The 25,302-nt window shown below is 59.2% G+C and carries 33 protein-coding genes and 1 other RNA gene; 25 read left to right on the top strand and 9 right to left on the bottom strand.

The window, feature by feature from the left end; all coding sequences use genetic code 11:
- Positions 1–217 precede the first annotated feature (217 nt).
- The 3 genes from ACP7BS_RS16455 (at position 218) to ssrS (ending at position 1,118) form a co-directional block, all read left to right on the top strand.
- Positions 218–490, top strand: coding sequence for a DUF4164 domain-containing protein (locus tag ACP7BS_RS16455; RefSeq protein WP_113317131.1), 273 nt, complete (start codon positions 218–220; stop codon positions 488–490).
- Between the two features lie 30 nt (positions 491–520).
- Positions 521–898 (top strand): cell division protein ZapA, encoded by a 378-nt coding sequence (locus tag ACP7BS_RS16450; protein ID WP_426238954.1) that lies wholly within the window; start codon positions 521–523, stop codon positions 896–898.
- A 60-nt stretch (positions 899–958) separates the two neighbouring features.
- A non-coding RNA gene (gene ssrS, locus ACP7BS_RS16445) (6S RNA) lies at positions 959–1,118 on the top strand.
- 20 nt (positions 1,119–1,138) lie between these two features.
- On the opposite strand, the gene ACP7BS_RS16440 is transcribed toward ssrS, so the two are convergent.
- Together ACP7BS_RS16440 and ACP7BS_RS16435 are read right to left on the bottom strand one after the other, a co-directional pair.
- The gene (locus ACP7BS_RS16440) at positions 1,139–2,023 is read right to left on the bottom strand and encodes a LysR family transcriptional regulator (protein WP_426238953.1); all 885 of its coding nucleotides are present in this window, start codon (positions 2,021–2,023) and stop codon (positions 1,139–1,141) included.
- Between the two features lie 309 nt (positions 2,024–2,332).
- Positions 2,333–2,545: a transcriptional regulator gene (locus ACP7BS_RS16435; RefSeq protein WP_426229665.1), complete on the bottom strand. Its 213-nt coding sequence runs from the start codon at positions 2,543–2,545 to the stop codon at positions 2,333–2,335.
- 280 nt (positions 2,546–2,825) lie between these two features.
- Here ACP7BS_RS16435 and ACP7BS_RS16430 point away from each other — a divergent pair, with 280 nt between their 5' ends.
- The 8 genes from ACP7BS_RS16430 (at position 2,826) to ACP7BS_RS16395 (ending at position 7,568) form a co-directional block, all read left to right on the top strand.
- Positions 2,826–3,437 (top strand): 5-formyltetrahydrofolate cyclo-ligase, encoded by a 612-nt coding sequence (locus ACP7BS_RS16430; protein ID WP_426238952.1) that lies wholly within the window; start codon positions 2,826–2,828, stop codon positions 3,435–3,437.
- Positions 3,415–4,239, top strand: coding sequence for a TIGR00282 family metallophosphoesterase (locus ACP7BS_RS16425; protein WP_426238951.1), 825 nt, complete (start codon positions 3,415–3,417; stop codon positions 4,237–4,239). The genes ACP7BS_RS16430 and ACP7BS_RS16425 overlap by 23 nt, the downstream gene beginning before the upstream one ends.
- A 46-nt stretch (positions 4,240–4,285) precedes the next feature.
- Positions 4,286–4,567 (top strand): BrnT family toxin, encoded by a 282-nt coding sequence (locus tag ACP7BS_RS16420; protein ID WP_426238950.1) that lies wholly within the window; start codon positions 4,286–4,288, stop codon positions 4,565–4,567.
- Positions 4,527–4,835: a BrnA antitoxin family protein gene (locus tag ACP7BS_RS16415; protein WP_426238949.1), complete on the top strand. Its 309-nt coding sequence runs from the start codon at positions 4,527–4,529 to the stop codon at positions 4,833–4,835. The genes ACP7BS_RS16420 and ACP7BS_RS16415 overlap by 41 nt, the downstream gene beginning before the upstream one ends.
- Before the next feature lie 115 nt (positions 4,836–4,950).
- Positions 4,951–5,790: an MBL fold metallo-hydrolase gene (locus ACP7BS_RS16410; RefSeq protein WP_426238948.1), complete on the top strand. Its 840-nt coding sequence runs from the start codon at positions 4,951–4,953 to the stop codon at positions 5,788–5,790.
- 16 nt (positions 5,791–5,806) lie between these two features.
- On the top strand, positions 5,807–6,286 hold the full coding sequence (locus ACP7BS_RS16405; RefSeq protein ID WP_426238947.1) for a hypothetical protein: 480 nt from the start codon (positions 5,807–5,809) through the stop codon (positions 6,284–6,286).
- Positions 6,287–6,373: 87 nt separating this feature from the next.
- Complete coding sequence (locus ACP7BS_RS16400; protein ID WP_426229659.1) at positions 6,374–7,120, top strand: YebC/PmpR family DNA-binding transcriptional regulator; 747 nt, start codon at positions 6,374–6,376, stop codon at positions 7,118–7,120.
- A 91-nt stretch (positions 7,121–7,211) separates the two neighbouring features.
- Positions 7,212–7,568, top strand: coding sequence for a cupin domain-containing protein (locus ACP7BS_RS16395; RefSeq protein WP_426238946.1), 357 nt, complete (start codon positions 7,212–7,214; stop codon positions 7,566–7,568).
- Between the two features lie 45 nt (positions 7,569–7,613).
- On the opposite strand, the gene ACP7BS_RS16390 is transcribed toward ACP7BS_RS16395, so the two are convergent.
- Positions 7,614–8,615, bottom strand: coding sequence for an LLM class flavin-dependent oxidoreductase (locus tag ACP7BS_RS16390; protein WP_426238945.1), 1,002 nt, complete (start codon positions 8,613–8,615; stop codon positions 7,614–7,616).
- 172 nt (positions 8,616–8,787) lie between these two features.
- Here ACP7BS_RS16390 and ruvC point away from each other — a divergent pair, with 172 nt between their 5' ends.
- From ruvC to ACP7BS_RS16345, 9 genes are all read left to right on the top strand, one after another.
- Positions 8,788–9,300 (top strand): crossover junction endodeoxyribonuclease RuvC, encoded by a 513-nt coding sequence (gene ruvC, locus ACP7BS_RS16385; protein WP_426127036.1) that lies wholly within the window; start codon positions 8,788–8,790, stop codon positions 9,298–9,300.
- A gap of 55 nt (positions 9,301–9,355) precedes the next feature.
- Positions 9,356–9,604 (top strand): AbrB/MazE/SpoVT family DNA-binding domain-containing protein, encoded by a 249-nt coding sequence (locus ACP7BS_RS16380; protein ID WP_426126861.1) that lies wholly within the window; start codon positions 9,356–9,358, stop codon positions 9,602–9,604.
- Positions 9,604–10,017 carry a type II toxin-antitoxin system VapC family toxin gene (locus tag ACP7BS_RS16375; protein ID WP_426126863.1) on the top strand — a complete coding sequence of 138 codons (414 nt, stop codon included), beginning with the start codon at positions 9,604–9,606 and terminating at the stop codon, positions 10,015–10,017. Before ACP7BS_RS16380 ends, ACP7BS_RS16375 begins: the two co-directional genes overlap by 1 nt.
- Positions 10,018–10,030: 13 nt before the next feature.
- Complete coding sequence (gene ruvA, locus ACP7BS_RS16370; protein ID WP_426238944.1) at positions 10,031–10,648, top strand: Holliday junction branch migration protein RuvA; 618 nt, start codon at positions 10,031–10,033, stop codon at positions 10,646–10,648.
- 65 nt (positions 10,649–10,713) lie between these two features.
- Complete coding sequence (locus ACP7BS_RS16365; protein ID WP_426238943.1) at positions 10,714–10,992, top strand: AbrB/MazE/SpoVT family DNA-binding domain-containing protein; 279 nt, start codon at positions 10,714–10,716, stop codon at positions 10,990–10,992.
- Positions 10,992–11,396, top strand: a complete 405-nt coding sequence (locus tag ACP7BS_RS16360; protein WP_426239041.1) for a PIN domain-containing protein — start codon at positions 10,992–10,994, stop codon at positions 11,394–11,396. The genes ACP7BS_RS16365 and ACP7BS_RS16360 overlap by 1 nt, the downstream gene beginning before the upstream one ends.
- Positions 11,393–12,433, top strand: a complete 1,041-nt coding sequence (gene ruvB, locus ACP7BS_RS16355) for a Holliday junction branch migration DNA helicase RuvB (protein WP_426238942.1) — start codon at positions 11,393–11,395, stop codon at positions 12,431–12,433. Before ACP7BS_RS16360 ends, ruvB begins: the two co-directional genes overlap by 4 nt.
- The gene (locus ACP7BS_RS16350) at positions 12,434–13,306 is read left to right on the top strand and encodes a metallophosphoesterase (RefSeq protein WP_426238941.1); all 873 of its coding nucleotides are present in this window, start codon (positions 12,434–12,436) and stop codon (positions 13,304–13,306) included. It abuts the gene before it with no gap.
- 3 nt (positions 13,307–13,309) lie between these two features.
- The gene (locus tag ACP7BS_RS16345) at positions 13,310–13,819 is read left to right on the top strand and encodes an NUDIX hydrolase (protein ID WP_426238940.1); all 510 of its coding nucleotides are present in this window, start codon (positions 13,310–13,312) and stop codon (positions 13,817–13,819) included.
- Between the two features lie 36 nt (positions 13,820–13,855).
- On the opposite strand, the gene ACP7BS_RS16340 is transcribed toward ACP7BS_RS16345, so the two are convergent.
- Genes ACP7BS_RS16340 through ACP7BS_RS16330 form a run of 3 tightly spaced genes read right to left on the bottom strand, consistent with a single transcriptional unit; the run spans position 13,856 to position 16,837 of the window.
- Positions 13,856–14,743 (bottom strand): NAD-dependent epimerase/dehydratase family protein, encoded by an 888-nt coding sequence (locus tag ACP7BS_RS16340; protein ID WP_426238939.1) that lies wholly within the window; start codon positions 14,741–14,743, stop codon positions 13,856–13,858.
- 13 nt (positions 14,744–14,756) lie between these two features.
- A complete protein-coding gene (locus tag ACP7BS_RS16335; RefSeq protein WP_426238938.1) occupies positions 14,757–15,620 on the bottom strand; it encodes a glycosyltransferase in 864 nt (287 codons plus the stop codon).
- On the bottom strand, positions 15,617–16,837 hold the full coding sequence (locus tag ACP7BS_RS16330) for an NAD-dependent epimerase/dehydratase family protein (protein ID WP_426238937.1): 1,221 nt from the start codon (positions 16,835–16,837) through the stop codon (positions 15,617–15,619). Before ACP7BS_RS16330 ends, ACP7BS_RS16335 begins: the two co-directional genes overlap by 4 nt.
- 125 nt (positions 16,838–16,962) lie before the next feature.
- Here ACP7BS_RS16330 and ybgC point away from each other — a divergent pair, with 125 nt between their 5' ends.
- Positions 16,963–17,406, top strand: coding sequence for a tol-pal system-associated acyl-CoA thioesterase (ybgC, locus tag ACP7BS_RS16325; RefSeq protein WP_426238936.1), 444 nt, complete (start codon positions 16,963–16,965; stop codon positions 17,404–17,406).
- 2 nt (positions 17,407–17,408) lie between these two features.
- Here the strand turns inward: ybgC and ligD are convergent, their stop codons facing one another.
- From ligD to ACP7BS_RS16310, 3 genes are read right to left on the bottom strand one after another with little or no spacing between them, the layout of a single operon-like run.
- Positions 17,409–20,027 (bottom strand): DNA ligase D, encoded by a 2,619-nt coding sequence (gene ligD, locus ACP7BS_RS16320; protein ID WP_426238935.1) that lies wholly within the window; start codon positions 20,025–20,027, stop codon positions 17,409–17,411.
- A gap of 9 nt (positions 20,028–20,036) precedes the next feature.
- Positions 20,037–20,876: a Ku protein gene (locus ACP7BS_RS16315; protein ID WP_426238934.1), complete on the bottom strand. Its 840-nt coding sequence runs from the start codon at positions 20,874–20,876 to the stop codon at positions 20,037–20,039.
- A gap of 49 nt (positions 20,877–20,925) precedes the next feature.
- Positions 20,926–21,198 (bottom strand): hypothetical protein, encoded by a 273-nt coding sequence (locus ACP7BS_RS16310; RefSeq protein ID WP_426229645.1) that lies wholly within the window; start codon positions 21,196–21,198, stop codon positions 20,926–20,928.
- Positions 21,199–21,506: 308 nt separating this feature from the next.
- Here ACP7BS_RS16310 and tolQ point away from each other — a divergent pair, with 308 nt between their 5' ends.
- Genes tolQ through tolB form a run of 4 tightly spaced genes read left to right on the top strand, consistent with a single transcriptional unit; the run spans position 21,507 to position 25,155 of the window.
- Positions 21,507–22,226 carry a protein TolQ gene (tolQ, locus tag ACP7BS_RS16305; RefSeq protein ID WP_426126885.1) on the top strand — a complete coding sequence of 240 codons (720 nt, stop codon included), beginning with the start codon at positions 21,507–21,509 and terminating at the stop codon, positions 22,224–22,226.
- 46 nt (positions 22,227–22,272) lie between these two features.
- Entirely contained in the window at positions 22,273–22,734 is a 462-nt protein-coding gene (gene tolR, locus ACP7BS_RS16300) for a protein TolR (RefSeq protein WP_113317157.1), read from the top strand.
- Between the two features lie 10 nt (positions 22,735–22,744).
- Complete coding sequence (locus ACP7BS_RS16295) at positions 22,745–23,812, top strand: TonB C-terminal domain-containing protein (protein ID WP_426238933.1); 1,068 nt, start codon at positions 22,745–22,747, stop codon at positions 23,810–23,812.
- 38 nt (positions 23,813–23,850) lie between these two features.
- Positions 23,851–25,155, top strand: coding sequence for a Tol-Pal system beta propeller repeat protein TolB (gene tolB / locus ACP7BS_RS16290; protein ID WP_426238932.1), 1,305 nt, complete (start codon positions 23,851–23,853; stop codon positions 25,153–25,155).
- Positions 25,156–25,302 lie beyond the last annotated feature (147 nt).

The raw sequence follows: 25,302 nt of genomic DNA, 5'->3' as shown, positions 1-25,302 counted from the left end.
TGCCGGAAGGTGCTTTTTGGAGTGGTTTACGCTTAATCGGTACGGGCGGGCCTGCGGCATGCTAATCGATTTAAAAATCGTGATCCACAGGTTCCGCAGCCTGTGCGGGCCGTCGGCGTTGTGAACACTTGCCGAATGGGTTTATTAGTGTGATTGGCTTGAAATACAGGCTCCGGGCGGCGATTCGACGCGGCCTGGCGCGTATCAGGAAAGCGTGATGGCGGCAGGAAAGACAGTCAAGGCGGCGATCGACGAGTTGCGTAGTGCATTAAGCAGCCTCGAAAATGCCATTGATGGACGGTTCGACCGGGAGCGGGATCGCGGCGAGATCGAAGGTGAAGTGCGGCGTGTCAACACCGACCGGTCGCGGCTCGCCCAGGAACTCGACCAGTCGCAATTCCGGGCAAACCGCCTTGAGGAAGTCAATCGCGAAGTCTCGCGCCGTCTGGTGACGGCCATGGAAACGATAAGGGCAGTGCTGGACCGCTAAGGCGCGGTCGGCCTGCGGGTCAGGTGACGTATGGCGCAAGTAACGGTGACGATCGACGGCAAGGCCTATCGCATGGCATGCGAGGAGGGCCAGGAAGATCACCTGACCGAACTGGCCACCCACTTCGACCAGTATGTCAATCATCTGAAAAGCCAGTTCGGCGAGATCGGCGACCTGCGCCTGACCGTGATGGCCGGCATCATGGTGATGGACGAGCTCAGCGAAGTGAACCGCAAGCTGAAAAACCTGCATGAAGAGGCCGATGGTCTGAGACAGGGCCGCGCCGCGACCTTGTCCGATCAGCAGAAGAATGAGGATGCCCTGGCTTCGGCGCTCTCAGAGGTGACATCGCAGATCCACGACATTGCCGCCAAGCTCAGCGGCAAGGCTGCTTCTTCGTCTCATTGAATTTTGACAGTTTCAGCGCGTGCCACTGGCGCAAGCGGTCAATGCACTCTATATTCCAGTTGCGGTCTGCGCTTCCCGACAGGACACCACAATCCCTGGGGCCATACTCGATCCAAAGGGAGCTGTCCCTGACCTGGCCCGTGGGCTAGGTCACATGGCGCCCACCTACGTTTGTAGGCACCCAGGATCGTAAAAAGTCCATCGGTTGTGTGGATCGCACTTTTCCCCTTCTGAAAACACCTATCCCTGTGCCGCTGGCCGAAATGCCTCGCGGATGGCGTTGGACATGGTTTCGACGATCCGTTTGTTGCCGCGGGGCCTGGTTTTCATCACGACATTCGAAAAATCGATGACATCGTAGCCATCCGCTGCGGTGAGCTCGCGGCAGCCGGCGGGGATGCTTGAGCGAGTGAGCGGGGCGATGGCAAGGCCTGACGTGACTGCGGCGATCAGGCCGCTGCTGGTGCGGCTGATATAGGCGACCCGGCTATCGATGCCGCGTTTCGTCAGGCTGCGCAGTGCCAGCTCATCGCACCATCCATTTTTGAGGTAGGTATAGGTGGCGATCGGTAGAGGCTGCCTCGTGTGGGCACCGTGCTGGTCGGATGTCACCCAGACGGTTGGATCGACCATCAGCACTTCGTTGCGCGTTGGTCCGCCCGGCTCGAAAACAACCGCAATGTCGATTTCGCCGGCATCGAGCGCTGCGAGGTTGGACATCGAGACACCCTGCTGCACGGTGACTTCGACGCCCGGATGAACGGCGGCGAATGCACCCAGCGCCTTCGGTAGGGTCGAGTTGATATATTCCTCCGAGATGCCGATCCTGACCGAGCCATCCAGAGCCGGAAGCCGGATCGATGCGGCGGTGTCGTCCAGCAGCGTGACGATGCGGCGGGCGTTGTCCAGCAGCCGTATGCCGTGCCCGGTCATGTTGACGCCGCGTGAACCGCGCTCGAACAGGCTCTCGCCCAGGATCTCCTCGAGCTTTTTGATCTGCATGCTGACGGCCGATTGCGTCCGGCCGACGGTTTCACCCGCCTTGGTGAAATTGCCGCTTTCGGCGACGGCGACGAAGGTACGGAGAAGATCGCTTTCGAGAGGAGGAAACATCGTGCCAGCCATCATATTTTCTGATGATAGGCATGCTCGCAATTCGTTGGCTTGATGTCAATGGACGTCCGATACTCCCGGTAAACACGTCGGAGTTGTCCGGATATGAAGCACGACCACAGAACACGGCGGTGGCCCGCCAGACTGAGCAGATGGATATGGAGCACGCTTGCGCAATGGCAGCAGAAGCGCCGGGCGCGGCTGGCATTCACGGAAATATGGCGCCGTAAAAGCGCGCATCTGCTGGAGGACATCGGTTTGAACAGAAGGGATGCCGGATGCGATCTGCCCGATGGTGCCAAGCGGCACCGTTTCTGGATGTTATGAGATCAAATCCATCCGGGCGGCGCGAAAAACCGCTTCGGCGACGTTGCCAGCCTGCAGTTTCTCCATCGCCGAGGCGAAGGCCTGCTCTATCTTCTCGTGGCAAATATCGGTTTCCCGGGTGATGTCTTCCCGGGTTCTCCCGCGCGCCGTCAGTGACAGGCAACGCAGTTCCAATGGATCGAGTTCTTGCAGCATCTTGTCCTTCATGGACATATCCGGCTCCGTATAAAAGCTGAACAGTTCCCCGCATCGCCGGAAGCGGGCACCGAACTGTTTTCCTGATGTTGATTGCAGCCCTCTCTTGCACGGCGGCGAGAGGGCGCGAAAGTGGAACCGGTTTGCATGATGAACAGACTTCTAAAATCGTGCCAGTTTGGGAAAACCGCGCGGTTGTGTGGCAAAAAGTGGCAGATGTACCGGTTGCGCGGTTCCCTTGGCCCGGTTTGATGCACTAGACATGAATGATGGCAGACGGGAGAGCATGTCCATGACACCGAGGGAACTGAAAGCTGCGCTGCGTTTGGAACGTCTGGCGCTGCGCGATTCGATGACGCCGGAGGCGCGCATCGAAGCGAGCCTCAGAATGCTCGACCATGCCGGCGATACGATTGAATTTGATTCCGGACAGGTGATTTCCGGCTTCTGGCCGATCCGCTCGGAGGTGGATATCCGGCCGCTGATGGCGCGCCTGTGCGAGCGCGGCGCCCGGCTTTGCCTGCCGGCCATTCTCGACAAGCAGACGATCGTTTTTCGTGAACTCGTAGCCGGCGCCCCTATCGTGGAAACAGGGTTTGGTACGACCGGGCCAGCCGAAGACGCGCCGGTTCTCGATCCGGACATTATGCTTGTGCCCTTGGCTGCCTTCGACAGGACGGGCCACCGGATCGGCTATGGAGCTGGATATTACGACCGAGCCATCGAGCGTTTGCGCCTGAAAGGCCATATGCCGAGGCTGATCGGGATTGCATTTGACTGCCAGGAAGTGGCATCAGTGCCGGCGGAGCCGCATGATGTGGCGCTGGATGCCCTGCTGACCGAAAGCGGGTTCCGGATTTTCGGGCTAGGAATAAGCAAATATGAGACTTTTGTTTCTGGGTGACATGGTTGGCAAGACTGGCCGGACGGCGGTCTGGGAAAAACTGCCTGGCCTGATCAGCGACCTGAAACTCGATTTCGTCATCGTCAACGGCGAGAATGCCGCCGGCGGTTTCGGCATCACCGAAGATATCTTTCTCGAGACGATCAATGCCGGCGCCGATGTGGTGACCACCGGCAACCATGTCTGGGATCAGAAGGAAGCGGTTTCATTCTGCCAGCGGCACGACCAGTTCCTGAGGCCTGCCAATTATCCGGCCGGAACACCCGGGCGTGGCTCGAACCTCTATTTCGCCCGCAACGGCGCCCGCGTGCTCGTCGCCAATGTCATGGGCCGCGTCTTCATGCATCCGGAGCTCGACGACCCCTTCAAGGCGGCCGAAAGCATTCTGGCTGCCTGCCCGCTGAAGGAACAGGCCGACGCGATCATCTTCGATTTTCATGCGGAGGCAACCAGCGAGAAACAGTGCTTTGGCCATTTCGTCGATGGCCGCGCCAGCTTTGTCGTCGGGACCCATACCCATGTCCCGACCGCTGACGCGCAGATTCTTAATAGCGGCACGGCTTACATGTCGGACGCTGGTATGTGCGGCGATTACGACTCGTCGCTCGGCATGGAAAAGGAAGAGCCGCTCAACCGCTTCATCTCCAAGATGCCGAAGGGCCGCTTCGAGGCCGCCTCCGGTCCGGCCACCCTCTGTGGAGTCGGTGTCGAGATTTCCGATCGCACGGGATTGGCCGAGAATATCGCGCCGCTGAGAATCGGGCCGCGGTTGGCCGAGACGATCCCCACGTTCTGGAGTTGAACTTTCCCTTTCATAATTTCACGCGATTAAATGTGATACAAAAATTATGAAAATCGTTTATGATGAGATCAAGCGGAAGCTCAATATAGAGCAGCACGGGTTTGATTTCGCCGATTTGACACTGGACTTTTTTGCGAGCGCCACGATCGTTCCGGTCAAGCAGGGACGATTGATGGCGATCGGAATCATGCGACCCGGCGTGATCGCCGTCGTCTTTGTCACTCTTGGTACGCAGGCCATTTCGATTGTCTCGCAACGCCTGGCAAGCAGAAAGGAAAGGTTGGCTCATGAACGTTCACAAGCCGCAAATCCCACCGCTGACGGATGAGCAGGAGGCTGACATTCAAAGAAAGATAGCCAGTGACCCGGACAACCCTGAAGCGACCGACGAAGAACTGTCGCAAGCGCGCCCTTTTGCCGAGGTGTTTCCCGAATTGATGGACAGTATCCGCCGTTCGCGCGGGCGCCCGGTTGTTGAAACACGCAAGCAGCAGATTTCTTTGCGGCTCGATCCCGATGTCATCGCGAAGTTCAAAGCGACGGGCAAGGGCTGGCATGCGCGCGTCAACGAGATTTTGAAGCAGGCAAAACCCTAATCCAGCCATTATACTGATGACGTAATCGTGAGTGGCAGCTCGGCAATCGAGACTGGACCTTGCGCATCCGCTGTCTATCCTCAGCGTCCATGCCAACCTTGGTTCTAAGAGGTGCATGATGCCGCGATTGATCCTGATTGCATTTGCCGCCATCGCTCTTTTGCACATTCTGTGGCCGATGCCTGCGCATGCGCAGAGCGCCCGGCCGCCGGTCAGCCAGTGCCAGGCGATCGCCCGGTCTCTTCCCGCCGTCATCTTCGCCAGTTTCAAGCCGTCGTCCGCCTTTGGCGTTCAGGCCGCGGCCGACGACAAGGTCGTTATCACCTATGTCGGCCATTCGACGTTTCTGATCGAGACGCCGGGCGGCGTTTCGATCGCCACGGATTACAGCGGCTGGTATGCGCCACCGAAGGTGCCGGATGTGGTGACGATGAACAAGGCGCATTCCAGTCACTATACGCTGACGCCGGACCCGGCGATCAGCCAAGTGCTCCACGGGTGGGGTGATAACGGGCAACCGGCGGATCACGATGTCGTTGTCGGTGACGCCTATATCCGCAATGTCACGACGGATATCCGCTCGGGCGGCGCCGTGATGGAGCCGGACGGCAATTCGATCTTCATCTTCGAGGTGGCGGGCCTTTGCATCGGCCATCTCGGGCATCTGCATCATGAACTCGACGATACCGATTATGCCGAGATCGGCAGGCTCGATGTGCTGATGGTGCCGGTCGATGGCGGCCTGACGATGGGGGCGCAAAGCATGAGCCGGGTGGTGACGCGGCTGCGCTCGTCGCTGATCCTGCCGATGCACCGCCGCGGCCCGCCGGTCACAAGCTTCCTGCAGATGTTCGGGGATGGTTTCGACAAGAGTTTTTCCGCGCAGGCAAGCGTAACGGTCTCCATGCGTTCCTTGCCAAAGAAGCCGCTGATTTATATTCTGCAGGGCGTCTGACCCTGGGGACCCTGGAATGAAGTTTTTCGCCGCTTGCCTTCTTGCCGTTCTTTCCATGACAACTCAGGTTCTTGCCGACGGCGCCCCGCCGCCGCGTTTGCCCGCTGCGGAAGGCGGCAAGACGCCTATCACCGTGCCGGAGACGACAACGTTCGGCCGGCAGGAAGAGTTCGTTCTGCCCTCCGGCAATATCGGCTGCATCTATACGCCTGAAGGCGGCACGGAGGTGTATCAGCCAGCGGACGGCGGTCCGGAACTGTCCTGTGATCGCGTCGAGCCCCATTATGTCCGCGCGACATTGTCCCGCAAAGGGGCTGCCGCGCTTGTCAAAGATGTCGGCGATCCGAGTTGCTGCTCGGCAGGCCCCGTGCTCGATTATGGTCAAAGCTGGGCTGCAGGGCCCTTTTCCTGTCTTTCGACCCGAACCGGTCTGTCCTGCCAGCGTAGCGACGGCCATTCGTTCTTTCTCAGCCGCAAGCGCCTTGCCGCCAACTGAAAAAAGGCGGCCCCTTCTGGACGCAAAGCGCCAATGAAACTATAAGGCGGCCAATTCCAAACATGACTAGCATGAGAAGAGGGCGCCATGGCCGGCCATTCACAGTTTAAAAACATCATGCACCGCAAGGGCCGTCAGGACGCCGTGCGGTCGAAAATGTTCTCCAAGCTCGCACGCGAAATTACCGTTGCGGTCAAGGGCGGTCTGCCCGACCCGACGATGAATGCCCGCCTGCGCCTGGCGATCCAGAACGCCAAGGCACAGTCGATGCCGAAGGACAATATCGAGCGCGCCATCAAGAAGGGCTCGGGTGCCGACGGCGAGAACTACGAAGAAGTCCGTTACGAAGGCTATGGCCCGGGCGGCGTTGCCGTCATCGTCGAGGCTCTGACGGACAACCGCAACCGCACCGCCTCCAATGTCCGCTCGACCTTCACCAAGGCCGGCGGCGCGCTGGGCGAAACCGGCTCGGTTTCGTTCTCGTTCGATCGTGTCGGCGAGATTTCCTACAAGCTTTCGGTTGGCGATGCCGACACGGTGATGGAAGCGGCAATCGAGGCCGGTGCCGAGGACGTGACGACCGACGAGGACGGCCACTTCATCATCTGCGGCTTCGAGGATATCGGCGACGTTTCCAAGGCGCTTGAAGCGACGCTCGGCGAAGCCGATACCGTCAAGGCGATCTGGAAGGCCCAAAACACGGTGCCGGTCGACGAAGAACGCGCCCAGTCGCTGATGAAGCTGATCGACACGCTGGAAGACGACGATGACGTGCAGAACGTCTACACCAACTTCGAAGTGTCCGACGAAGTGATGGCCAAGCTTTCGGCCTAACTTGCGCGGTTCACGTCACCGCCTGTCGGAATTGGCAATCCAGTTCGGGCAGTTGGGCATTAGGCTCCCCTCTTTTCGAGAGGATGTTGATATGCAGACCGTGACGAAACTCGCGACACCCGTTCCCGCAGACGGCGATCCGGCAACACTGGATGGTTGGGTTGTTGTCGCGGGTAATCCTTCGATGAAAACCTGGGCACTGCACACATCGTCTGACGGGTCGATGGTATCGGGCTTTTGGGAAGCGACGCCCGGCACCTATCACGCGACCTACACGGCCTATGAGTTCGTGCACATGATCGCCGGCAAGATCATCATCACACCGGATGGCGGCACGCCCGTCACGGTCTCCGCCGGCGATGCCTTCGTCGTCGAGGCCGATTTCAAGGGCACGTGGGAAATCCTTGAAACCGTGCGCAAGCATTTCGATTTCAAGGTTTCAGCCTGATCTAAGATTGAGGTGATGGATACCCCGGATTTCTCCGGGGTATTTTTATGCCGCCTTGGCCAGTCGCTGCTGCGCATCTGCAAACAGCCGGACCGATTTCAGCCGCGCGTCCATATCGTAGATCGGCATGGAGACAATCACTTCGTCGGCGTCCGTCTGGTCGATGAACCGGTCGAGTTTCGTTTTGATCGTCTCCGGCCCGCCGACGACTGCATAGGTCATGGCGTGATCGACGAAGATTTTCTCATTGTCGCTCCAGAGATCGTCCATCGAATCGACCGGTGGCGGAAACTGACCGCGGGCATTGCGGCGCAGTGCCACGAAAGACTGCTGCATCGAGGTGAAGAGGTGGTCGGCCTCGGCATCGCTATCGGCGGCGACGCCCATCATGCCGACCATGGCATAGGGCTGGTCGAGATATTGCGACGGCTCGAAACGTTCGCGGTAGATTTCCAACGCCGACAGGAGCATGTCCGGAGCGAAATGCGAGGCGAAGGCGAAGGGCAGGCCGAGCATGCCGGCCAGATGCGCACTGAAATGGCTTGAACCGAGCAGCCAGATCGGCACATTGCTATCGGCGCCGGGCACGGCGATCAGGTCCTGACCATCTTGGATCGGACCGAGCAGCGCCTGCAGTTCAATCACGTCATTGGGGAAATTGTTGGCGCTCGCTTCCATGTTGCGGCGAAGCGCCGATGCGGTGCGCATGTCCGTTCCCGGCGCGCGGCCAAGGCCAAGGTCGATGCGGCCCGGATAGAGCGCGGCCAGCGTTCCGAACTGCTCGGCAATCACGAGCGGAGAATGGTTGGGCAGCATGATGCCGCCGGAGCCGACGCGAATGGTCTTGGTGCCGGCCGCCACATGCGAAATGACGATGGCGGTCGCCGCACTGGCGATGCCCTTCATGCCGTGATGCTCGGCCAGCCAGAAGCGCTTGTAGCCGGATGCTTCGGCTTCCTGCGCCAGCCGGCGGGAGTTTTCCAGGGCTTGGGAGGCGGTCGACCCCTGCGTGATCGGGGAGAGGTCGAGGATCGAAAAGGGCACCATGGGAAAAGCCTTCGATGAATGGAACTGATAGAAGCCTATGTAAGATCGAATTTCGTAAATCCAAGCCTGACGATGACATGTGATGAGACCGTATCGCCAAATTGTGATGGATGTTTTTGTTTTGTTCACATTTTGCTGGCAGCGTCCGGGCATGAGTATTAAGCTTCCGACCATGCACAACACGATTCGTATCATCGGCATCGATCCAGGCCTGCGCCGCACCGGCTGGGGTGTCATCGATACGCTCGGCAATTCGCTGCGCTTCGTCGCTTCCGGCACCGTTACCTCGGATGGCGAGATGGACTTGGCGTCGCGGCTTTGCCAGCTGCATGACGGTCTGGTTGACGTTATTCACACCCATAAGCCGGATGAGGCTGCCGTCGAGCAAACCTTCGTCAACAAGGACGCGGTGGCGACGCTGAAGCTCGGCCAGGCGCGCGGTATCGCCATGCTGGTGCCGGCGCGGGCGGGTCTTCAGGTGGCTGAGTATGCGCCGAACGCGGTGAAAAAAGCCGTGATCGGTGTTGGCCACGGTGAAAAAAAGCAGATCCACATGATGCTGAAAATCCTGATGCCGAAAGCCGAATTCAAAGGCGACGATGCTGCGGATGCCTTGGCGATCGCCATCTGCCACGCCCACAATCGCGGCGGCGCGCGGATGCGCATGGCGGCGCTCGCCGGCTGATTTGTTCTTGACTTGTTCTATTTTGGCGCTTAAGTAATACCTAAGAGGTATTACAATGCGTGTGACGGAAAAAGGTCAGGTGACCATCCCGAAGAATGTGCGATCGAATCTGGGTATCGAGCCGGGGTCGAGCGTTGAGTTCGTTCTGAAAGGGAGCGAGGCCGTTCTGCGTCGCATCGAGCCCGCTCACGCGGCGATCGAACGCTCGGTTCAGGAGTTTTCTGATCATCTCAACCGCCACAAAGGATCGATGCATCTTGGCGGTATGGATGGAGATGAATTTTACCGGCTGTTGAGGGACTGATGGCAACATTGGTCGATACGAACGTGCTGATTGACGTGTTTCACACGGGCAGCCCGTTTGAGGAGTGGTCGGCTCTGCGGCTGGCGGATGCCAAGCGCGTGGGTTCAGTCGTCATCAATCCATTGATCTACGCCGAAATGGCTGCAGGCTTTGTTCTTGCTTCAACGCTGGAGGCGGTTCTGTCCCCGTCCGCTTTTCAGCGTGAGGATTTGCCATGGGAGGCTGCGCACGCGGCTGGACAGGCTTTTTTGCGATACAAGAAATCTGGTGGAGACAAGCGGTCGCCGTTGCCGGATTTTTATATCGGCGCCCATGCAGCGGTGCGCGGCTACCGGATTCTGACCCGTGATCCGGCGCGATACAAACTCTACTTTCCCTCCGTCGAACTGATCACCCCGGACACTCACCCATGAAGGATTTTGCGCCATGATCGGCAAGCTCAAGGGAACGATCGACGAGATTGGCGAGGACCATGTCGTGGTGGATGTTCATGGCGTCGGCTACGTCGCCCATTGTTCGTCACGGACATTGTCGAAGATCGGTTCGCCCGGCGAGGCTGTCGTGCTGTTCATCGAGACCTATGTGCGCGAGGACCAGTTGCGGCTGTTTGGTTTCTTGTCGGCCCTTGAACGGGAATGGTTCCGGCTGCTGCAAAGCGTGCAGGGCGTCGGCTCCAAGGTGGCGCTTGCCGTTCTCTCCGTGTTGACGCCGGGCGAATTGGCCAATGCCATTGCGCTTCAGGATAAGACAGTCGTGTCGCGCGCACCGGGCGTCGGGCCGAAGGTTGCGGGCCGCATCGTCACCGAACTCAAGAACAAGGCACCAGCCTTTGCCGGCGATGCGGGCGCCAATATCGGCTTGAAGCAAGAGCTTGGCGAAGGCGTCGCTTCCGCGCCGGTGTCGGATGCGGTGTCGGCGCTGAGCAATCTCGGCTATTCGCGGGATCAGGCGGCCAATGCCGTGGCAGCGGCGTTGAAAAATGGCGGCGAGGGGCTGGACAGCGCCAAGCTGATCCGGTTGGGGCTGAAGGAATTGGCACGATAGTTTGTTGCTTTTCACACGCCGCCTTACTATTTTAGAAAAGTAAGGATTTTGGCTGGGGTAATATGATGGGACATCATGCGACGATTACGTCAAAAGGTCAGATGACTGTACCGAAGGCTGTTCGGGAAGCACTGAACATAAAGCCGGGCGATAAGTGTTATGTGTGGGTTCGCGACGGTGAAATGATCGTTATTCCCCGCAACAAGAGTTTTGCCGATTTGGCTGGCATACTCGGTGAGCCGCCGTATGGAGCAGGTGCGACGATTGGTGACTTGTCCGACGCCGCCGCCGATGGCGCAACCAAGCATGTGATGCGCTCCGTTCGGCAGGCAGACGCGGAGTGATGGCGCGCATCGGTGTGGGCACTAACATCTTGGTTCGCCTCTTTGTGAAGGACGATCTCAGGCAATTCGCATCTGTTGCACGATTGGTTACTACTCTTAAGGACGACGATGTATTTTTTATCAATATCGTCGTCTTGATTGAGACATTGTGGACGCTGAGCAGACAATACGGTTACCAAAAGCCTCAACTTTTGGCTTTGGCCCAGGCGCTTCTGGAGCGTAGTGACCTGGAGGTTGACCAATATGAAATCGTCGGCAATGCGATCAATATATCGAGACTTTTGGGCGCGGACATATCCGATGCCCTGATCGGTGAATTGAACCGGCTTTCGGATTGCGCCCACACTCTTACTTTCGACGCGAAAGCCGCCAAAACAGTCCCCGGAATGGAACTTCTCGCATGACCGATGCCGCACGTTTGATCACCCCGGAAAAGCGCGGCGAGGACCTCGATACGACGCTGCGCCCGCAATCGCTGGACGAGTTTACCGGCCAGGCGGAGGCGCGCGCCAATCTGAAGGTGTTCATAGAGGCGGCGAAGAACCGGGGTGAGGCGCTGGATCATGTGCTGTTCGTCGGCCCGCCCGGCCTCGGCAAGACCACATTGGCGCAGATCATGGCCAAGGAGCTCGGCGTCAATTTCCGCTCGACATCCGGCCCGGTGATCGCCAAGGCTGGTGACCTTGCGGCACTTTTGACCAACCTTGAAGACCGGGATGTGCTGTTCATCGACGAAATTCACCGGTTGAACCCGGCCGTAGAGGAAATCCTCTACCCGGCGATGGAGGATTTTCAGCTCGACCTGATCATCGGCGAGGGACCGGCGGCCCGGTCGGTGAAGATCGACCTGTCGAAATTCACGCTGGTAGCGGCCACCACCCGGCTCGGGCTGTTGACGACGCCGCTGCGCGACCGTTTCGGCATTCCGGTGCGGTTGAACTTCTATACGATGGAAGAACTGGAATCGATCGTCCGCCGTGGCGCCCGGCTAATGGGGCTGGGTATCACCGAAGATGGTGCGCGCGAAATCGCCCGCCGGGCGCGCGGCACGCCGCGTATTGCCGGACGGTTGTTGCGCCGGGTGCGGGATTTTGCCGAGGTTGCAAAGGCCGAAGCCGTCACCAAACAGATCGCCGATGAGGCGCTGACCCGGCTTCTGGTCGACAATATGGGGCTCGACCAACTCGACAAGCGCTACCTGACGATGATTGCACTCAATTTTGGCGGCGGTCCGGTCGGCATTGAAACAATTGCCGCAGGTCTGTCCGAACCCCGCGATGCGATCGAGGACATCATCGAGCCCTACATGATCCAGCAGGGTTTCATCCAGCGGACCCCACGGGGGCGTATTTTAACCGCAAACGCATGGAAACACCTTGGATTGCAGGTGCCGAAGGATCTGGAAGCCACGCAGTTCCGCCTGTTCCAAGAGGATGATTGATTGTTGACGCGGCGGAGTTTTGTAAGAACGCTTGGCGCACTGATGTTGTCGGGCGTGGCCTCCGGCGCTTATGCCGTCGGGATAGAGCCTGTGGGACGGCCGCGGGTCGTTCGCTACAATCCGGTTCCAAACAAGTGGCCGGCCGGGTTAAAACTGCGGCTGGTGATCCTGGCCGATCTGCATGCCTGCAGGCCTTGGATGTCACCGCGCCGGATCGGCGATATCTGCGCGCAGGCCAATGCGCTTGATGGCGACATGATCCTGCTGTTGGGCGACTTTCTCTCCGGAATGCGCATGGGGGGCAACCGGGTAACATCCGATGAGTGGGCGGGCGAGCTTGCCCGCCTTGCGGCGCCTCTCGGTGTTCACGCGGTGATGGGAAATCATGACTGGATCGATGATCCCGATGCAATGATCGCAGGCATGGGGCCAACGATCGTGCACAAGGCTCTTTCCTCGATCAATGTCCCTATCTACGAAAACCAGGCAGCCCGTTTCGAAAAGGACGGCAAAGGGTTTTGGCTGGCAGGTCTTGCCGACCAGATCGGGCCGCGCGAAGGCCTCGACGATTTACCGGGAACCTTGGCGCAGGTCACCGACGAAGCGCCGGTTATCCTGATGGCGCACGAGCCCGATGTTTTTCCAGCGGTGCCGGACAGGGTGTCGGTGACATTGTCGGGGCATACGCATGGCGGGCAGATCCGGCTGTTTGGCTATTCGCCGATCGTGCCGTCGCGCTATCGCAACCGGTACGCTTATGGGCATGTGGTGGAGGACGATCGTAACCTGATCGTTTCAGGTGGGCTCGGCTGCTCGATTGCCCCCATCCGTTTCGGCTCGCCGCCGGAAATCGTCGTCGTCGAACTTGGATAGGTCATGCCCAAACGTAAAATGATCCGGATGGATGGGCCGCGCAGACAGCGGTTCAATTTTCGCATTGCAGGCCTTGGCTTTCGCGACGGTCACGTTCTGGTGCATCGGGCAGTGCATGAGGATTTCTGGACATTTCCGGGCGGGCGGGCAGAGATCGGCGAGACGTCGGTTGAAACATTGAAGCGCGAAATGATCGAGGAACTCGGCGTCGAGGTCAGCGTCGGGCGCATGCTCTGGACGGTCGAAAACTTCTTTCGCTACGAGGAGCGCGATCATCACGAGATCGGCTTCTACTACGAGATGGAAATTCCCGCGCGGTTTCCGTTTCATCCCAGCGATATCGTTCATCGCTTGCGGGACGGCAAGAACGATCTGGAATTCAAATGGGTGAAGGCTACCAAGGCGGCGCTGACGGCGCTTGATATCCCGCCCTATTTTATCGCCGAACAGATTGAGGCCTTGCCACAGACACCGGTCCATATCATCTGGCATGACGGCGATCTCGATCGGTAGATCACAGCGCCCGGCACACGGACGGACACTGCCGGGCTAAGCCAGCTGTCCTATCGTCGCTCTGAGCAACTCCAAGCCGCCCGGCTTCCAGTCTAGCGCTTCAATTTTGCAAGTGCCCATCGGGTTGCAGGCTGCCCTGTCCCCGGGGGGCGGCAGGGGATGCGGACAGTGCGTGGCGCGCTGCAGAAACGACAGGATTTCACGGGTGTCGGTCACGACATCGGAGACGTTGAAGGTTTCTCCGTTGATCCGCACGCTGTCCGCTTCCAGCATCAGCCGCACGGCTCGGGCAACATCGTCGCCGTGTACTTCGGTGCTGGCGCGCGGTGTAATGGGCTTGCCGCCAAGGTAGTCCTCAAACAGCCTGGCCCATTTATGCCGACGCCCGGGTCCTGCGGGGCCGTAGATGCCGGTTGCCCGCAGGCTTGCGGTGACGAAGCCATGGCCGCAGAGGGAAAGCAGGCTGCGCTCCGCCTGCAGCTTGACTTCGCCATAGAGCGTGTCCGGCTTGCCGTGCATATCCTCTGTCAAGAGCGTGCCGGGTGGTTGCTGGCCATAGGCGGCGCGACTCGACAGGAAAACGCAGCGGCGCACGCCGGCGTCGCGGGCGGTTTCGAAAAGCCGCACCGTGCCGTCAAGATTGGCGCGTTGAAATCCTTCGGAATCATCCCCTTCGCCGTCGCGATATTTTCCGGGCACATGATGAAAGGCGGCATGTACGAAATAATAGACATGATCGAAGGCTTCGATCTGTTCGGCATCCGGATCGAGCCGCAGCGGCACGAAAGCGACATCCTTGGAAAAGAAGCCCGGTTCGGGCGCGGTGCGGCCGCCGACGGTGACTTTGTAGCCATTGGCCAGCAGGTGCTCGACGATGAAGCGGCCGGCATAGCCGGTGCCGCCGGAAACGAGAACGCGTGTCATAAGCTTCCTGATGTCACTCCGGGCTTTGCGGGCTCGGGTTTGGCAGATCGGCAATGGACGGAATAGCCTTGCCGCTGAAAAAAGCATGCCAGAGATTGATCAGCGGTCGCAGTCTTTCCGCTTTCGGATGGTCCTTTTCCCACGGTTTTTCATATTGATAATGCAGCACACCGATCGATGACCAATCCCACAGCGCCGGCATGGTAAACCATACATATTGCAGCATATTCATCGTGACAGGGAGCCCGTGCCATTCCGGGAAAAAATCCTGCAGAAAAGTCTGGTCGGTGCGCGGCCAGAAGGTATCCGGTGCATCCAGTCGTGCCAGCATGGCGTCGAACGTCTGGAGAGAGGGCGTGGCGACGAAGACCCCGGAGTTCAGCCGATGGAAATCAGCAAGGCTCTCATAAACGTTGGGCGCTGCGGAAAATTCCGGATAGTCGAAATAGCGGTCGATGTTTTTCAGGACCAGCGCATCGGCATCGATGAAGATACAGCGCTCGTAGCCAGTTAGTTGCCAAAGCCGCAGCTTGCAGAAATTGTCGAGTGGCGAGTGAAAGTCAGGCTTGCGCCCTTTGGTGAAGGGGGCCGTGCTGTGAATGCTCTTGCGTGCATGCCGGGCGTTGAAAGCGTCCGAGAGCGGCAGAAGCTCGATGGCGACACACCGGCAGCCGAAGTCGCAGAGTGGTTTCAAAGCCTGCTGATCGACACCGCCGGTGTGGAGAACGACGATATCGGCCTTTGTTCCCGTCAGCCGGATCGAGCGGGCCAGCGCCGTTGCACCCATCGCGTAGTCCGCATTCGTTACCAGCGTCACGAATGCGTGCCGCGATCCGGCAGGGGCGACACCGTTTAAGGCAGCAACGGATTGCATCATGAAACCGATTTCAGCCTTTTTCCTTCCGGATCGTGATTGATCCTGGCGGCGATGTCCTTGGTCCAGGCTGAAACGGCAGGCACGCAGCTGCGATCGACACGGTAGGCGTACTTCTTGCCGACATCGACGATTTCCGCAAGCAGGCCGTCCTGCAGCGTGATCGGGTTGAGGCCAAGTTGGCGGAATTTTTCGTTGCGCACGACCAGATCGTTTTCGGCCGCTTCCTTGCGTGGGTTGGGCAGCCAGGCGATTTGGGAACCAGTGAGGCCGGCGATCATCTCGGCAAGATCGCGGATCCGGTGGGTCTCGGTCATCTGGTTGAATATCTCGACGCGCGCGCCGCGCTGGGGCGGGTTTTTCAATGCCAGTTCGATGCAGCGGACCGAATCCTGGATGTGAATGAAGGCGCGGGTCTGGCCGCCGGTGCCATGCACGGTCAGCGGATAGCCGATCGCCGCCTGGATCAGAAAGCGATTGAGCACAGTGCCGTAGTCGCCGTCATAGTCGAAACGGTTGATCAGCTGCTCGTGGCGGCGGGTCTGTTCGGTATGCGTGCCCCAGACGATGCCCTGATGCAGGTCGGTGATCCGCAGGCTGTCGTTCTTGGCATAGAACTGGAACAGCAGCTGATCGAGGCATTTGGTCATGTGGTAGATCGAGCCGGGATTGGCCGGATAGAGGATATCCTGCTTCGCCGTCTCACCGCTTTCGGTCTCGATGCCGACTGGAAGGTAGCCTTCCGGAATGGCCGCGCCGACCGTCGAATAACCATAGACACCCATCGTGCCGAGATGGACAAGATGGGCATCGAGGCCGATCTCGACCAGCGCGTTCAGCAGGTTATGGGTGGCATTGACGTTGTTGTTGACCGTGTAGTTCTTGTGGCGGTCGCTTTTCATCGAATAGGGCGCGGCGCGCTGCTCGGCAAAATGGATGACGGCATCCGGCCGGTTTTCGGCGAGCCAGTTTTTCAAGAGTTCGTAGTCGCGGGCCAGATCGATCAGGTGGAAATGGATACGCCGGCCGGTCTGCGCATGCCAGATGCGGGTGCGCTCCTGAATGCTGTCCATCGGGGTCAGCGACTGCACGCCGAGCTCGGTGTCTATCCAGCGGCGCGAGAGGTTGTCGATAATGTGGATGTCATGTCCGGCATCGGACAGATGCAGGGCTGTCGGCCAACCGACAAAGCCGTCACCGCCAAGGACTGCAATCTTCATGCGCCAATCTCCAGTGGGATGGAAGTCATGCGCCGGTGATAGGAGAATAGTGTGACAAGCCTGCAAAGCTTGCAAAAGGCGTCCGGTTCCTGCACAGGAAAACGAATAATTTTGCGAGGTTGCGGATGACTTTGATCGCACTTTCAGGCGAACTGACGGATGCCGGACACCAGCTTGTGCAGCGTGTCTACTACGAGGACACGGATTTTTCCGGTGTCGTCTATCACGCCCGATACCTGCATTTCATGGAGCGGGCACGTACCGATTATCTGCGCCTGCTCGGCGTCGAGCAGGCGACGCTGGCGATCGAGGGGGATAGCGAAGGTCTGGTATTCGTCGTTCACCGGATGGAGATCGATTTCAAGCAGCCGGCGCGCATGGACGATATCTTGACAATCATCACGGCAACGGAAAAGGCCGGCGGCGCGAAGATGATATTGCAACAGGAAATCCGCCGCGAGGGCACGCTGCTGATCGCGGCCAAAGTGATCATCGCCGTGATCAACGGGCAAGGACGGCCACGGCGGCTGCCTGAGACGCTGGGCAAAAGGTTCCTCGGACAAGGCTGAATTTAGCCGTCCGCCTCGACGGCTTTCAGCATCGCCTTGGTCAGGCTCTGTTTCCAGTCCTTTGCATGGCCCCACGGGTCGGTGCCGCTTTCCAGCCGCTTGAGAATATCGGGAATATGAAACCCGTTGGCGGCGTCGAGACCGTCCAGTTCGTCCCAGCCGACAGGTGTGGCAACCGGGCCATTGGCGCGGGCGCGCACCGAATAGGGAGCGACGGCGGTGGAGCCGCGATCGTTGCGCAGCCAGTCGATGAAAATGCGGCCCTTGCGTTTGGCCTTGGACATGGTGGCGATGTAGTTGTCCGGATCGTTGTCGGCTATCCTGGCGGAAAGCCCCTTGGCAAAGGCCTTGGCTTCCTCCCACGGGGCGCGGCGCGACAGCGGCACGATGACATGGATGCCCTTGCCGCCGGAAATCATGGCGACCGATTTCAATCCAAGCTCTTCCAGCGCGTCGCGAAGCGCGACGGCGGCCTGTTTGACCGTCTCGAACGTCACGCTCGGATCCGGGTCGAGATCGAAGACGAGCCGGTCGGCGGCGTCGAGCTTGTCGATGGTCGAGCCCCAGATATGCAACTCGATCGTGCCCATCTGCACGGCGGCAACCAAGCCCTTGGCATCATTGACGTAGAGATAATTGGCCATATCGCCATCGGATTCCTTGATGGGAACCTGATGGATTTCATCAGGGAAACCGTCGCCGGCATGTTTCTGGTAGAAACACTGATGATCTGGTCCCTGCGGGCAACGCAGGATCGAGGCGGGGTGGTCGGCAGCGTAGGGCAACATTCGATCGGCGATGACGCCGTAATAGCGGGCGAGGTCGATCTTGGTGATATCCGGATCGGAAAACAGCAAACGGTCGGCATGGGTAATGCGGATACCAAGCACGTCGCCGTCCGCATCCTTTTGCCTGCGCGCCGGACGTTTCTTGTCCGCAGGCGGCTCGGCCGGTGCTTCCGCTTCATTCGCCGCGGCTCTGGACGGTGGTGTTGGGTTCTTCGTTTCTGGTGTCACGGCGGAAGCCTCCTTGTCTTCACGCAGGCCCTGAAAAGCCCCGTGACGGATATGACCATCGTCGGTAAACTCGGCGAAATCGACCTCTGCAACAAGCTCCGGCGTCAGCCAGACAGCGTCACGGGCAATCTCCTTCGGGACCGCGTCGAAGGGTGACGTCTTGCGCTTCAACTTCAGGAAGCGTTTGGCCATGTCTGCCATCGTGTCTTCGTCAAACCCGGTGCCGACGCGGCCCTGATAGACGAACTTCCCGCCATCATAGGCACCAACCAGGAGCGAGGCGAATGGGCGGCCGCGTTTGTCGGAGGGCGAATAGCCGCCGATGACAAACTCCTGCCGTTTCGTGCATTTGATCTTCAGCCAGCTGCCGACCCGGCCTTCGCGATAGGGGGCATCGACTTTTTTGGCGATGATGCCTTCTTGCCCAGACTTGCACATGGCCTGGAATACTTTCTCGCCATTGCCACGGACATGTTCGCTGTACTGTACCGATCGGCTTGGGCCGAGTGTGTCCAAGAGGGCTTTCAGCGCCTTCTTGCGCTCGATCAGCGGTTGCTTGCGCAAATCCTTGCCGTCGAGTTGCAGCAGATCGAAGGCATAGAACCGCGTTTCACCGCCGGTCTTGATCGCCTTCTGCAAAGCGGAGAACTTCGAGCCTTCGTCGGAGGCAGCGACGGCTTCGCCGTCGATCAATGCGGTATCGCAATCCAAATCGGCGAACCCATGGGCGATGTCGGGAAATTTTTCCGTCCAATCCAGTCCTGTACGGGTGAAGCAGGTGATGCCGTCCTTGCCGATGGAAACAATCAGACGGTAGCCGTCGAACTTGGCTTCGTTCAGCCAGCCGTCGCCTGCCGGTGCTTCGGCGGTAAGGGTCGCCAGCTGCGGCTTGACGAAGGCGGGCGATTTGCCCGTGCGTTTCCGCGCATTTCGTGGCTCAGAGGGTTCTGCGGCAATGGCACTAGCCTTGACGTTGGCGGCAGCGCTTTTCGCCGATTCCCAGACATGGGCTTTCTTTTCCCCCTCGCCGGACGCGATCTCCTCCATCGAGCGGCCGGTTTTCACGCTTGTCAGGTTTTCTGTCAAAAGGCTTTCACCGTCCTCGCCGGTTTCCTCGTCATGCTCTTTGATCAGCAGCCAGTTTTCGCGCTTTTCTCCGTTGCGCGGCTTCATCCGCACCAAAGTCCAGCCGCCGTGCATGCGCTGGCCATGGATGTGGAATTTAAGCTTGCCTTCCCTCAGGCCTTCATCCGGATCATTGTCCGGCTCCCACCAGCCGGTATCCCACAGCATCACCGTGCCGCCGCCATATTGCTTCTTTGGAATCGTGCCTTCGAAATCGCCGTAGGCGAGCGGATGGTCCTCGGTACGCACGGCAAGCCGCTTGTCGTCCGGGTTGATGCTCGGACCGCGCGTCACCGCCCAGCTTTTCAAAACGCCCTTCCATTCGAGCCGGAAATCATAGTGCAGCCGGGTCGCATCGTGTTTTTGCACGAGAAATAGCTTGCCCGCCTTGGCGCGTTTTGCCGCCCCCTTGGGCTCGGCAGTCCTGGTGAAATCGCGCTTGCGGTTGTATTCGGAAAGGGTGTCTTGCTGCTCGGCCATGGCGGTGCCTCAAGCGGTTTTTTTCTTCGGGGCAGCTTTCTCAGGCGCGGCCTTCTCGCCGCCGCCTTCGAGGCTTTTCTTCAGCGCCGACATCAGATCGACGACATTGTCGCCACGTTTGCTGGTATCTTCCTCATCTTCGACCTCTATCTTGGCCTTCTTGCCCTTGAGCTTTCTCTGCACCAGTTCTTTCAGGGCGGTTGAGTAATTGTCCTTGAAGGTGGTGGCATCGAACGGAGCACTCTTCTTGTTAATCAAAGCGGTTGCGACTTCCAGCAGGTCCTCGTCGGAGGTTTTACCGGAAAGGCCGTGGAACATCGGGTCGGCCTTGCGCAACTCGTCGGCGTAATGCAGCGTCTCCAACAGCAGCCCGTCACCGCAGGGTTTGATGGCGGCGATGTATTCGCGGCCCCGCAGTGTCAGCTGGCCAAGCCCCACCTTGCCGGATTTGCGCAGCGCATCCCGCACCACGCGATAGGCGTCCTCGGCCAGATCGTCGGCGGGGACGACATAATAGGGTTTGTCATAGTAGATCGGCGAGATTTCCGAGGCATCGACGAACTGAACGAGTTCAAGCGTCTTTTTGGTCTCGAGTTTGACGGCGTCGATTTCCTCGGGCTCGAGCAGGACATATTTGCCGCTCTCGTACTCATAACCTTTGACAATCTCGTCGGTATCGACCGGCCCGATGCCATCGACCACCTTGTCATAGTGAACCGGCTTGCCGGAGGGTTCGTGGATCTGGCGGAAGGCAAAGCGCGCGCCGGTCTTGGTGGCGCTGAACACTTCGACGGGGATGGAAACGAGGGAAAGGCGCAACTGCCCCTTCCACAATGCACGCGATACCATGGCTCCACCTTTTCCGTGTGTCGATGTTAGTGCGGAATATTCGTCGTGGTTAGTGCGGAATATTCGTCGTGTTCGTGTCGCGGGCCAGCAGACGTTCCAGCGCCGCCACGTCCTCGCTGGTAATCACCGGCACCGGATCGGCGACCATGGCCTGCAGCAGGTCCGGCGTTATGGCACCGTTCTCGATAGCCCATTCCAGCGCTTCACGCGTCTCGCGCTCTGCCTTCAGTTGGGCGTAAAGCGCAAGGATCAGGCGGTCGCGATGATCCAAATGCGGCCGGGACAGAGGTTTGGACGATTTCTTCGGCGTGGTGGTGCTCATGGCCGGGTAACGCGGCGGGGGGCAAATTGTTCCGGTGCCAAGTCTTGGCAAAGATGACATTGCAGTGCGGCAAAGTAATACTCTCTTAACCATAATGATGTCTTAATGCGCATATTAGGGTTTCGTGCAGTGCACGTCATCCTTTCACCAAGATTGAACGCAAGAAGGCAGACAGGAAGCTTAAAGATCGGCATGACGCCGGTCATCGGCAGCTGCCGGGTCAATCTTGCAACAATGACGTTTGAGCACCCTGGCTGTGAGCATGTGACTGCTCTTGCCGGGCGTTTGGATTCGGGGATTTGAGAACGATGGAACAGGTTGGATTGGCTGCGGCGACGACAGACGTGACGCTGTGGTCGCTATTCATGCAAGCGGGCTTCGTGGTGAAGCTGGTCATGCTGGGACTGATCGGCGCGTCGATCTGGACCTGGGCGATCGTCGTCGACAAGACGCTGAAATTCGGCAAGGCCCGCCGCCAGCTGGACGCCTTTGAACAGGTGTTCTGGTCCGGCCAATCCTTGGAGGAACTCTACCGGACGCTGTCCGACCGGACGACCTCCGGCATGGGCGCGATCTTCGTCTCGGCCATGCGCGAATGGAAAAAGTCGTTCGAGCGCGGCGCCCGTTCGCCGATCGGTCTGCAGATGCGTATCGACCGGGCGATGGACGTCACCCTGTCGCGTGAAGCCGAGGCCCTGGAAGCCAGGCTCGGATCGCTCGCCACCATCGGTTCCGCCGGTCCGTTCGTCGGCCTGTTCGGTACGGTCGTCGGTATCATGACCTCGTTCCAGGCCATCGCCGGATCGAAATCGACCAATCTTGCAGTCGTTGCACCCGGCATCGCCGAGGCGCTTCTGGCCACCGCGATCGGCCTTCTCGCCGCTATTCCGGCGGTTATCGCCTACAACAAGTTCTCCGCCGATGCAGGCAAGCTGACGGCCCGCATGGAAGGTTTCGCCGACGAGTTCTCGGCCATTCTTTCGCGCCAGATCGATGAAAAGCTGCAGCCGCGCCAAGCGGCACAGTGACGGCCGCACAGTAAAAGCCTGAGCGGCACGAAGACGGAGATAGACCATGGGTATGTCAGCAGCAGGTGGATCTAAGGGTGGCGGCCGTCGCCGTGGCGGCCGTAGCGGCCGCGGTGGCAAGGGCGTCATGAGCGAAATCAACGTGACGCCGTTCGTCGATGTCATGCTGGTGCTTTTGATCATCTTCATGGTTGCAGCACCGATGATGACGGTCGGCGTGCCGATCGACCTGCCGGAAACGCAGGCCAAGGCGCTCAATGCCGAAACCCAGCCGATCACCATTTCAGTCAAGAGCGACGGCCAGGTCTTCCTGCAGGAAACGCCAATCCCGGTCGAAGAGGTCGCAGCAAAGCTCGAGGCGATCGCCACGACGGGCTACAGCGAGCGCATCTTCGTGCGTGGCGATGCGACGGCGCCTTACGGCGTGATCGCCGATGTCATGGCGCGCATTCAGGAAGCCGGCTTCAAGAATATCGGTCTCGTCACCCAGCCGCAGAAGGGCCAGTAGAGCGCGTACGATGAAGAGCAGTCTCATCACATCCGCTGTGCTGCATGGCCTGGTTCTGACCTGGGCGCTGGTGTCGCTTGGCAGTCCCAAATCGTTCGAGGTCTCCAGCATGGAGTCCATTCCGGTCGATATGGTGTCTGTCGAAGAGCTGACCCAGTTGCAGCAGGGAGACGCAAAGGCTCCGAAGTCCGAAAAGCCTTCGCCTATTCCAACTAAAAAGCCGGCCGAAATCAACAATGGTGAAAATACCGGCGACAACAGCGTCGATCTCAAAACACCGCCGAAACCGGAATCCAAGCCGATCGAGAAGGAATCGACCGGCGCGATCAAATCCGAAGAGAAGCCGCTGCCGACACCTGAACCGGTGAAGGAAGATACGCCCGACGTGACCGAAGAAAAGCCGGCATCGGAGCCTGCGACGGAGGTCGCTTCGCTGCCAGAGCCGAAGCAGGAGGTCCAGCCCGACCCCAAGCCTGCGGAGACCCCTGCCGAGGAGAAGCCTGCGGAAAATCCGGATGCCGAAGCTTTGCCGGACAAGGTTCCGACGCCAATGGCAAAGCCCAAGGTGGAACAGCCGGCGCAGACGGCCAAGACGCCCGATCGCAAGAATGAAGAGAACAAGACGGAAAAGAAGAAGACATCGACAGCGATGAAGTCGGATTTCGATGCTGACGAAGTGTCGGCCCTCTTGAACAAGCAGGACTCGTCCGGTGGCGGCACGAAGAGGTCCACCGAAACGGCTTCGCTCGGTGCCAAGAAAACCACGGGCAATACGCTGTCAGCCAGTGAAATGGATGCGCTTCGTGGGCGGATCCAAAACAATTGGTCTGTTGTTGCAGGCATTTCCGGTGCCGAAGGCCTGACGATCAAGGTGACGATGCAGCTCGACAAGAATGGCGAGATCATCGGTCGGCCTGAAGTGGTGGCGTCCGGTGGAACCGATGCCGCACGGCGGACTTTCGAAGGTAGTGTGCGGCGAGCGATCATGAAGTCGGCGCCGTTCGATAATCTACCGACAGATAAATACGACGACTGGAGCGAAGTGGTCGTCAATTTCGATCCAAGCTCCATGCTTTAGAACATCACATGAATGAATGGCTGAAAGGCTCCGTTACAATGTTGACACGCAATCCCTTCCGTTTTCTGATCGCGCTCGCGACGATGGTTACGCTATCGATCTCGCCCGTGCTTGCGAAAGTCGAACTGAATATCAACAAGGGCAATGTCGAGCCTTTGCCAATCGCCGTCACCGACTTTCTGCAGGGTGAACTGGGCCAGAAGATTTCCGATGTCGTCGCAGCCGACCTGAAGCGCTCCGGCCTGTTTGCGCCGATCGCCAAGAGCGCCTTCATCGAGAAAATCACCAATCCGGATGCTGCACCGCGCTTCGAAGACTGGAAGGTCATCAACGCGCAGGCGCTGGTCACAGGCCGTGTCACTCAGGAAGGCGACGGACGTTTAAAGGCTGAATTCCGCCTGTGGGATAGTTTTGCCGGTCAGCAGATGGCAGGCCAGCAGTTCTTCACCCAGCCGGAAAACTGGCGGCGTGTCGCCCATATCATCGCCGACGCGATCTACGAGCAGATCACCGGGGAGAAGGGCTATTTCGACACGCGCATCGTCTATGTCGCCGAAAGCGGCCCGAAGACGGCACGCAAGCGTCAGCTGGCCATCATGGACCAGGACGGCGCCAATGCCCGCGGCATCACCAATTCCAACGACATCGTCCTGACGCCGCGTTTCTCGCCGAACAAGCAGGAAATCACCTACATGTCGTTCGAGGGCAACGAGCCGCGCGTCTATCTGCTGCAGCTCGAAACCGGACAGCGCGAGGTGGTCGGCAATTTCCCCGGCATGACCTTTGCGCCGCGCTTCTCGCCGGACGGTCAGCGGGTGATCATGAGCCTGCAGCAGGATGGCAACGCCAACATCTATACGATGGACCTGCGTTCGCGCACCACGACACGCCTAACCTCGACGCCGGCAATCGACACGTCCCCATCCTATTCACCTGATGGTGGGCAGATCGTCTTCGAAAGCGATCGCGGCGGCCGCCAGCAGCTTTATGTCATGAGCTCCGGTGGCGGCGGACAGAACCGCATCTCGTTCGGCGACGGCTCCTATTCGACTCCGGTCTGGTCGCCGCGCGGAGACCTGATCGCGTTTACCAAGCAGTCGGGTGGCAAGTTCTCGATCGGCGTGATGAAGCCGGACGGGTCTGGCGAACGCATCCTGACGACCGGCTTCCACAACGAAGGCCCGACCTGGGCCCCGAACGGCCGCGTCCTGATGTTCTTCCGCCAGAACGCCGGTGCCGGTGGCCCGCAGCTCTATTCGATCGACCTGACCGGCTATAACGAGCAGCTGGTCCAGACCAAGGGCTTCGCTTCCGACCCGGCCTGGTCGCCGCTTCTCGAATAGCCTCCTCGAATAGCATCGTGACGGTGCGGCGGGAAATAAGGCGAAATTGCCGCTTTCTCGCCGCAAAGGACTGATCTAGCAAGCCCACAAGTCTATTTTGACAAACTGTTAACCATATCCGTTGAAATGGGATTAACCGCTTCCGGT

It is taken from the genome of Pararhizobium sp. DWP1-1-3, from assembly GCF_049896125.1.
Lineage (GTDB): Bacteria > Pseudomonadota > Alphaproteobacteria > Rhizobiales > Rhizobiaceae > Pararhizobium.
This window is presented reverse-complemented; position numbering and strand designations above follow the sequence as displayed.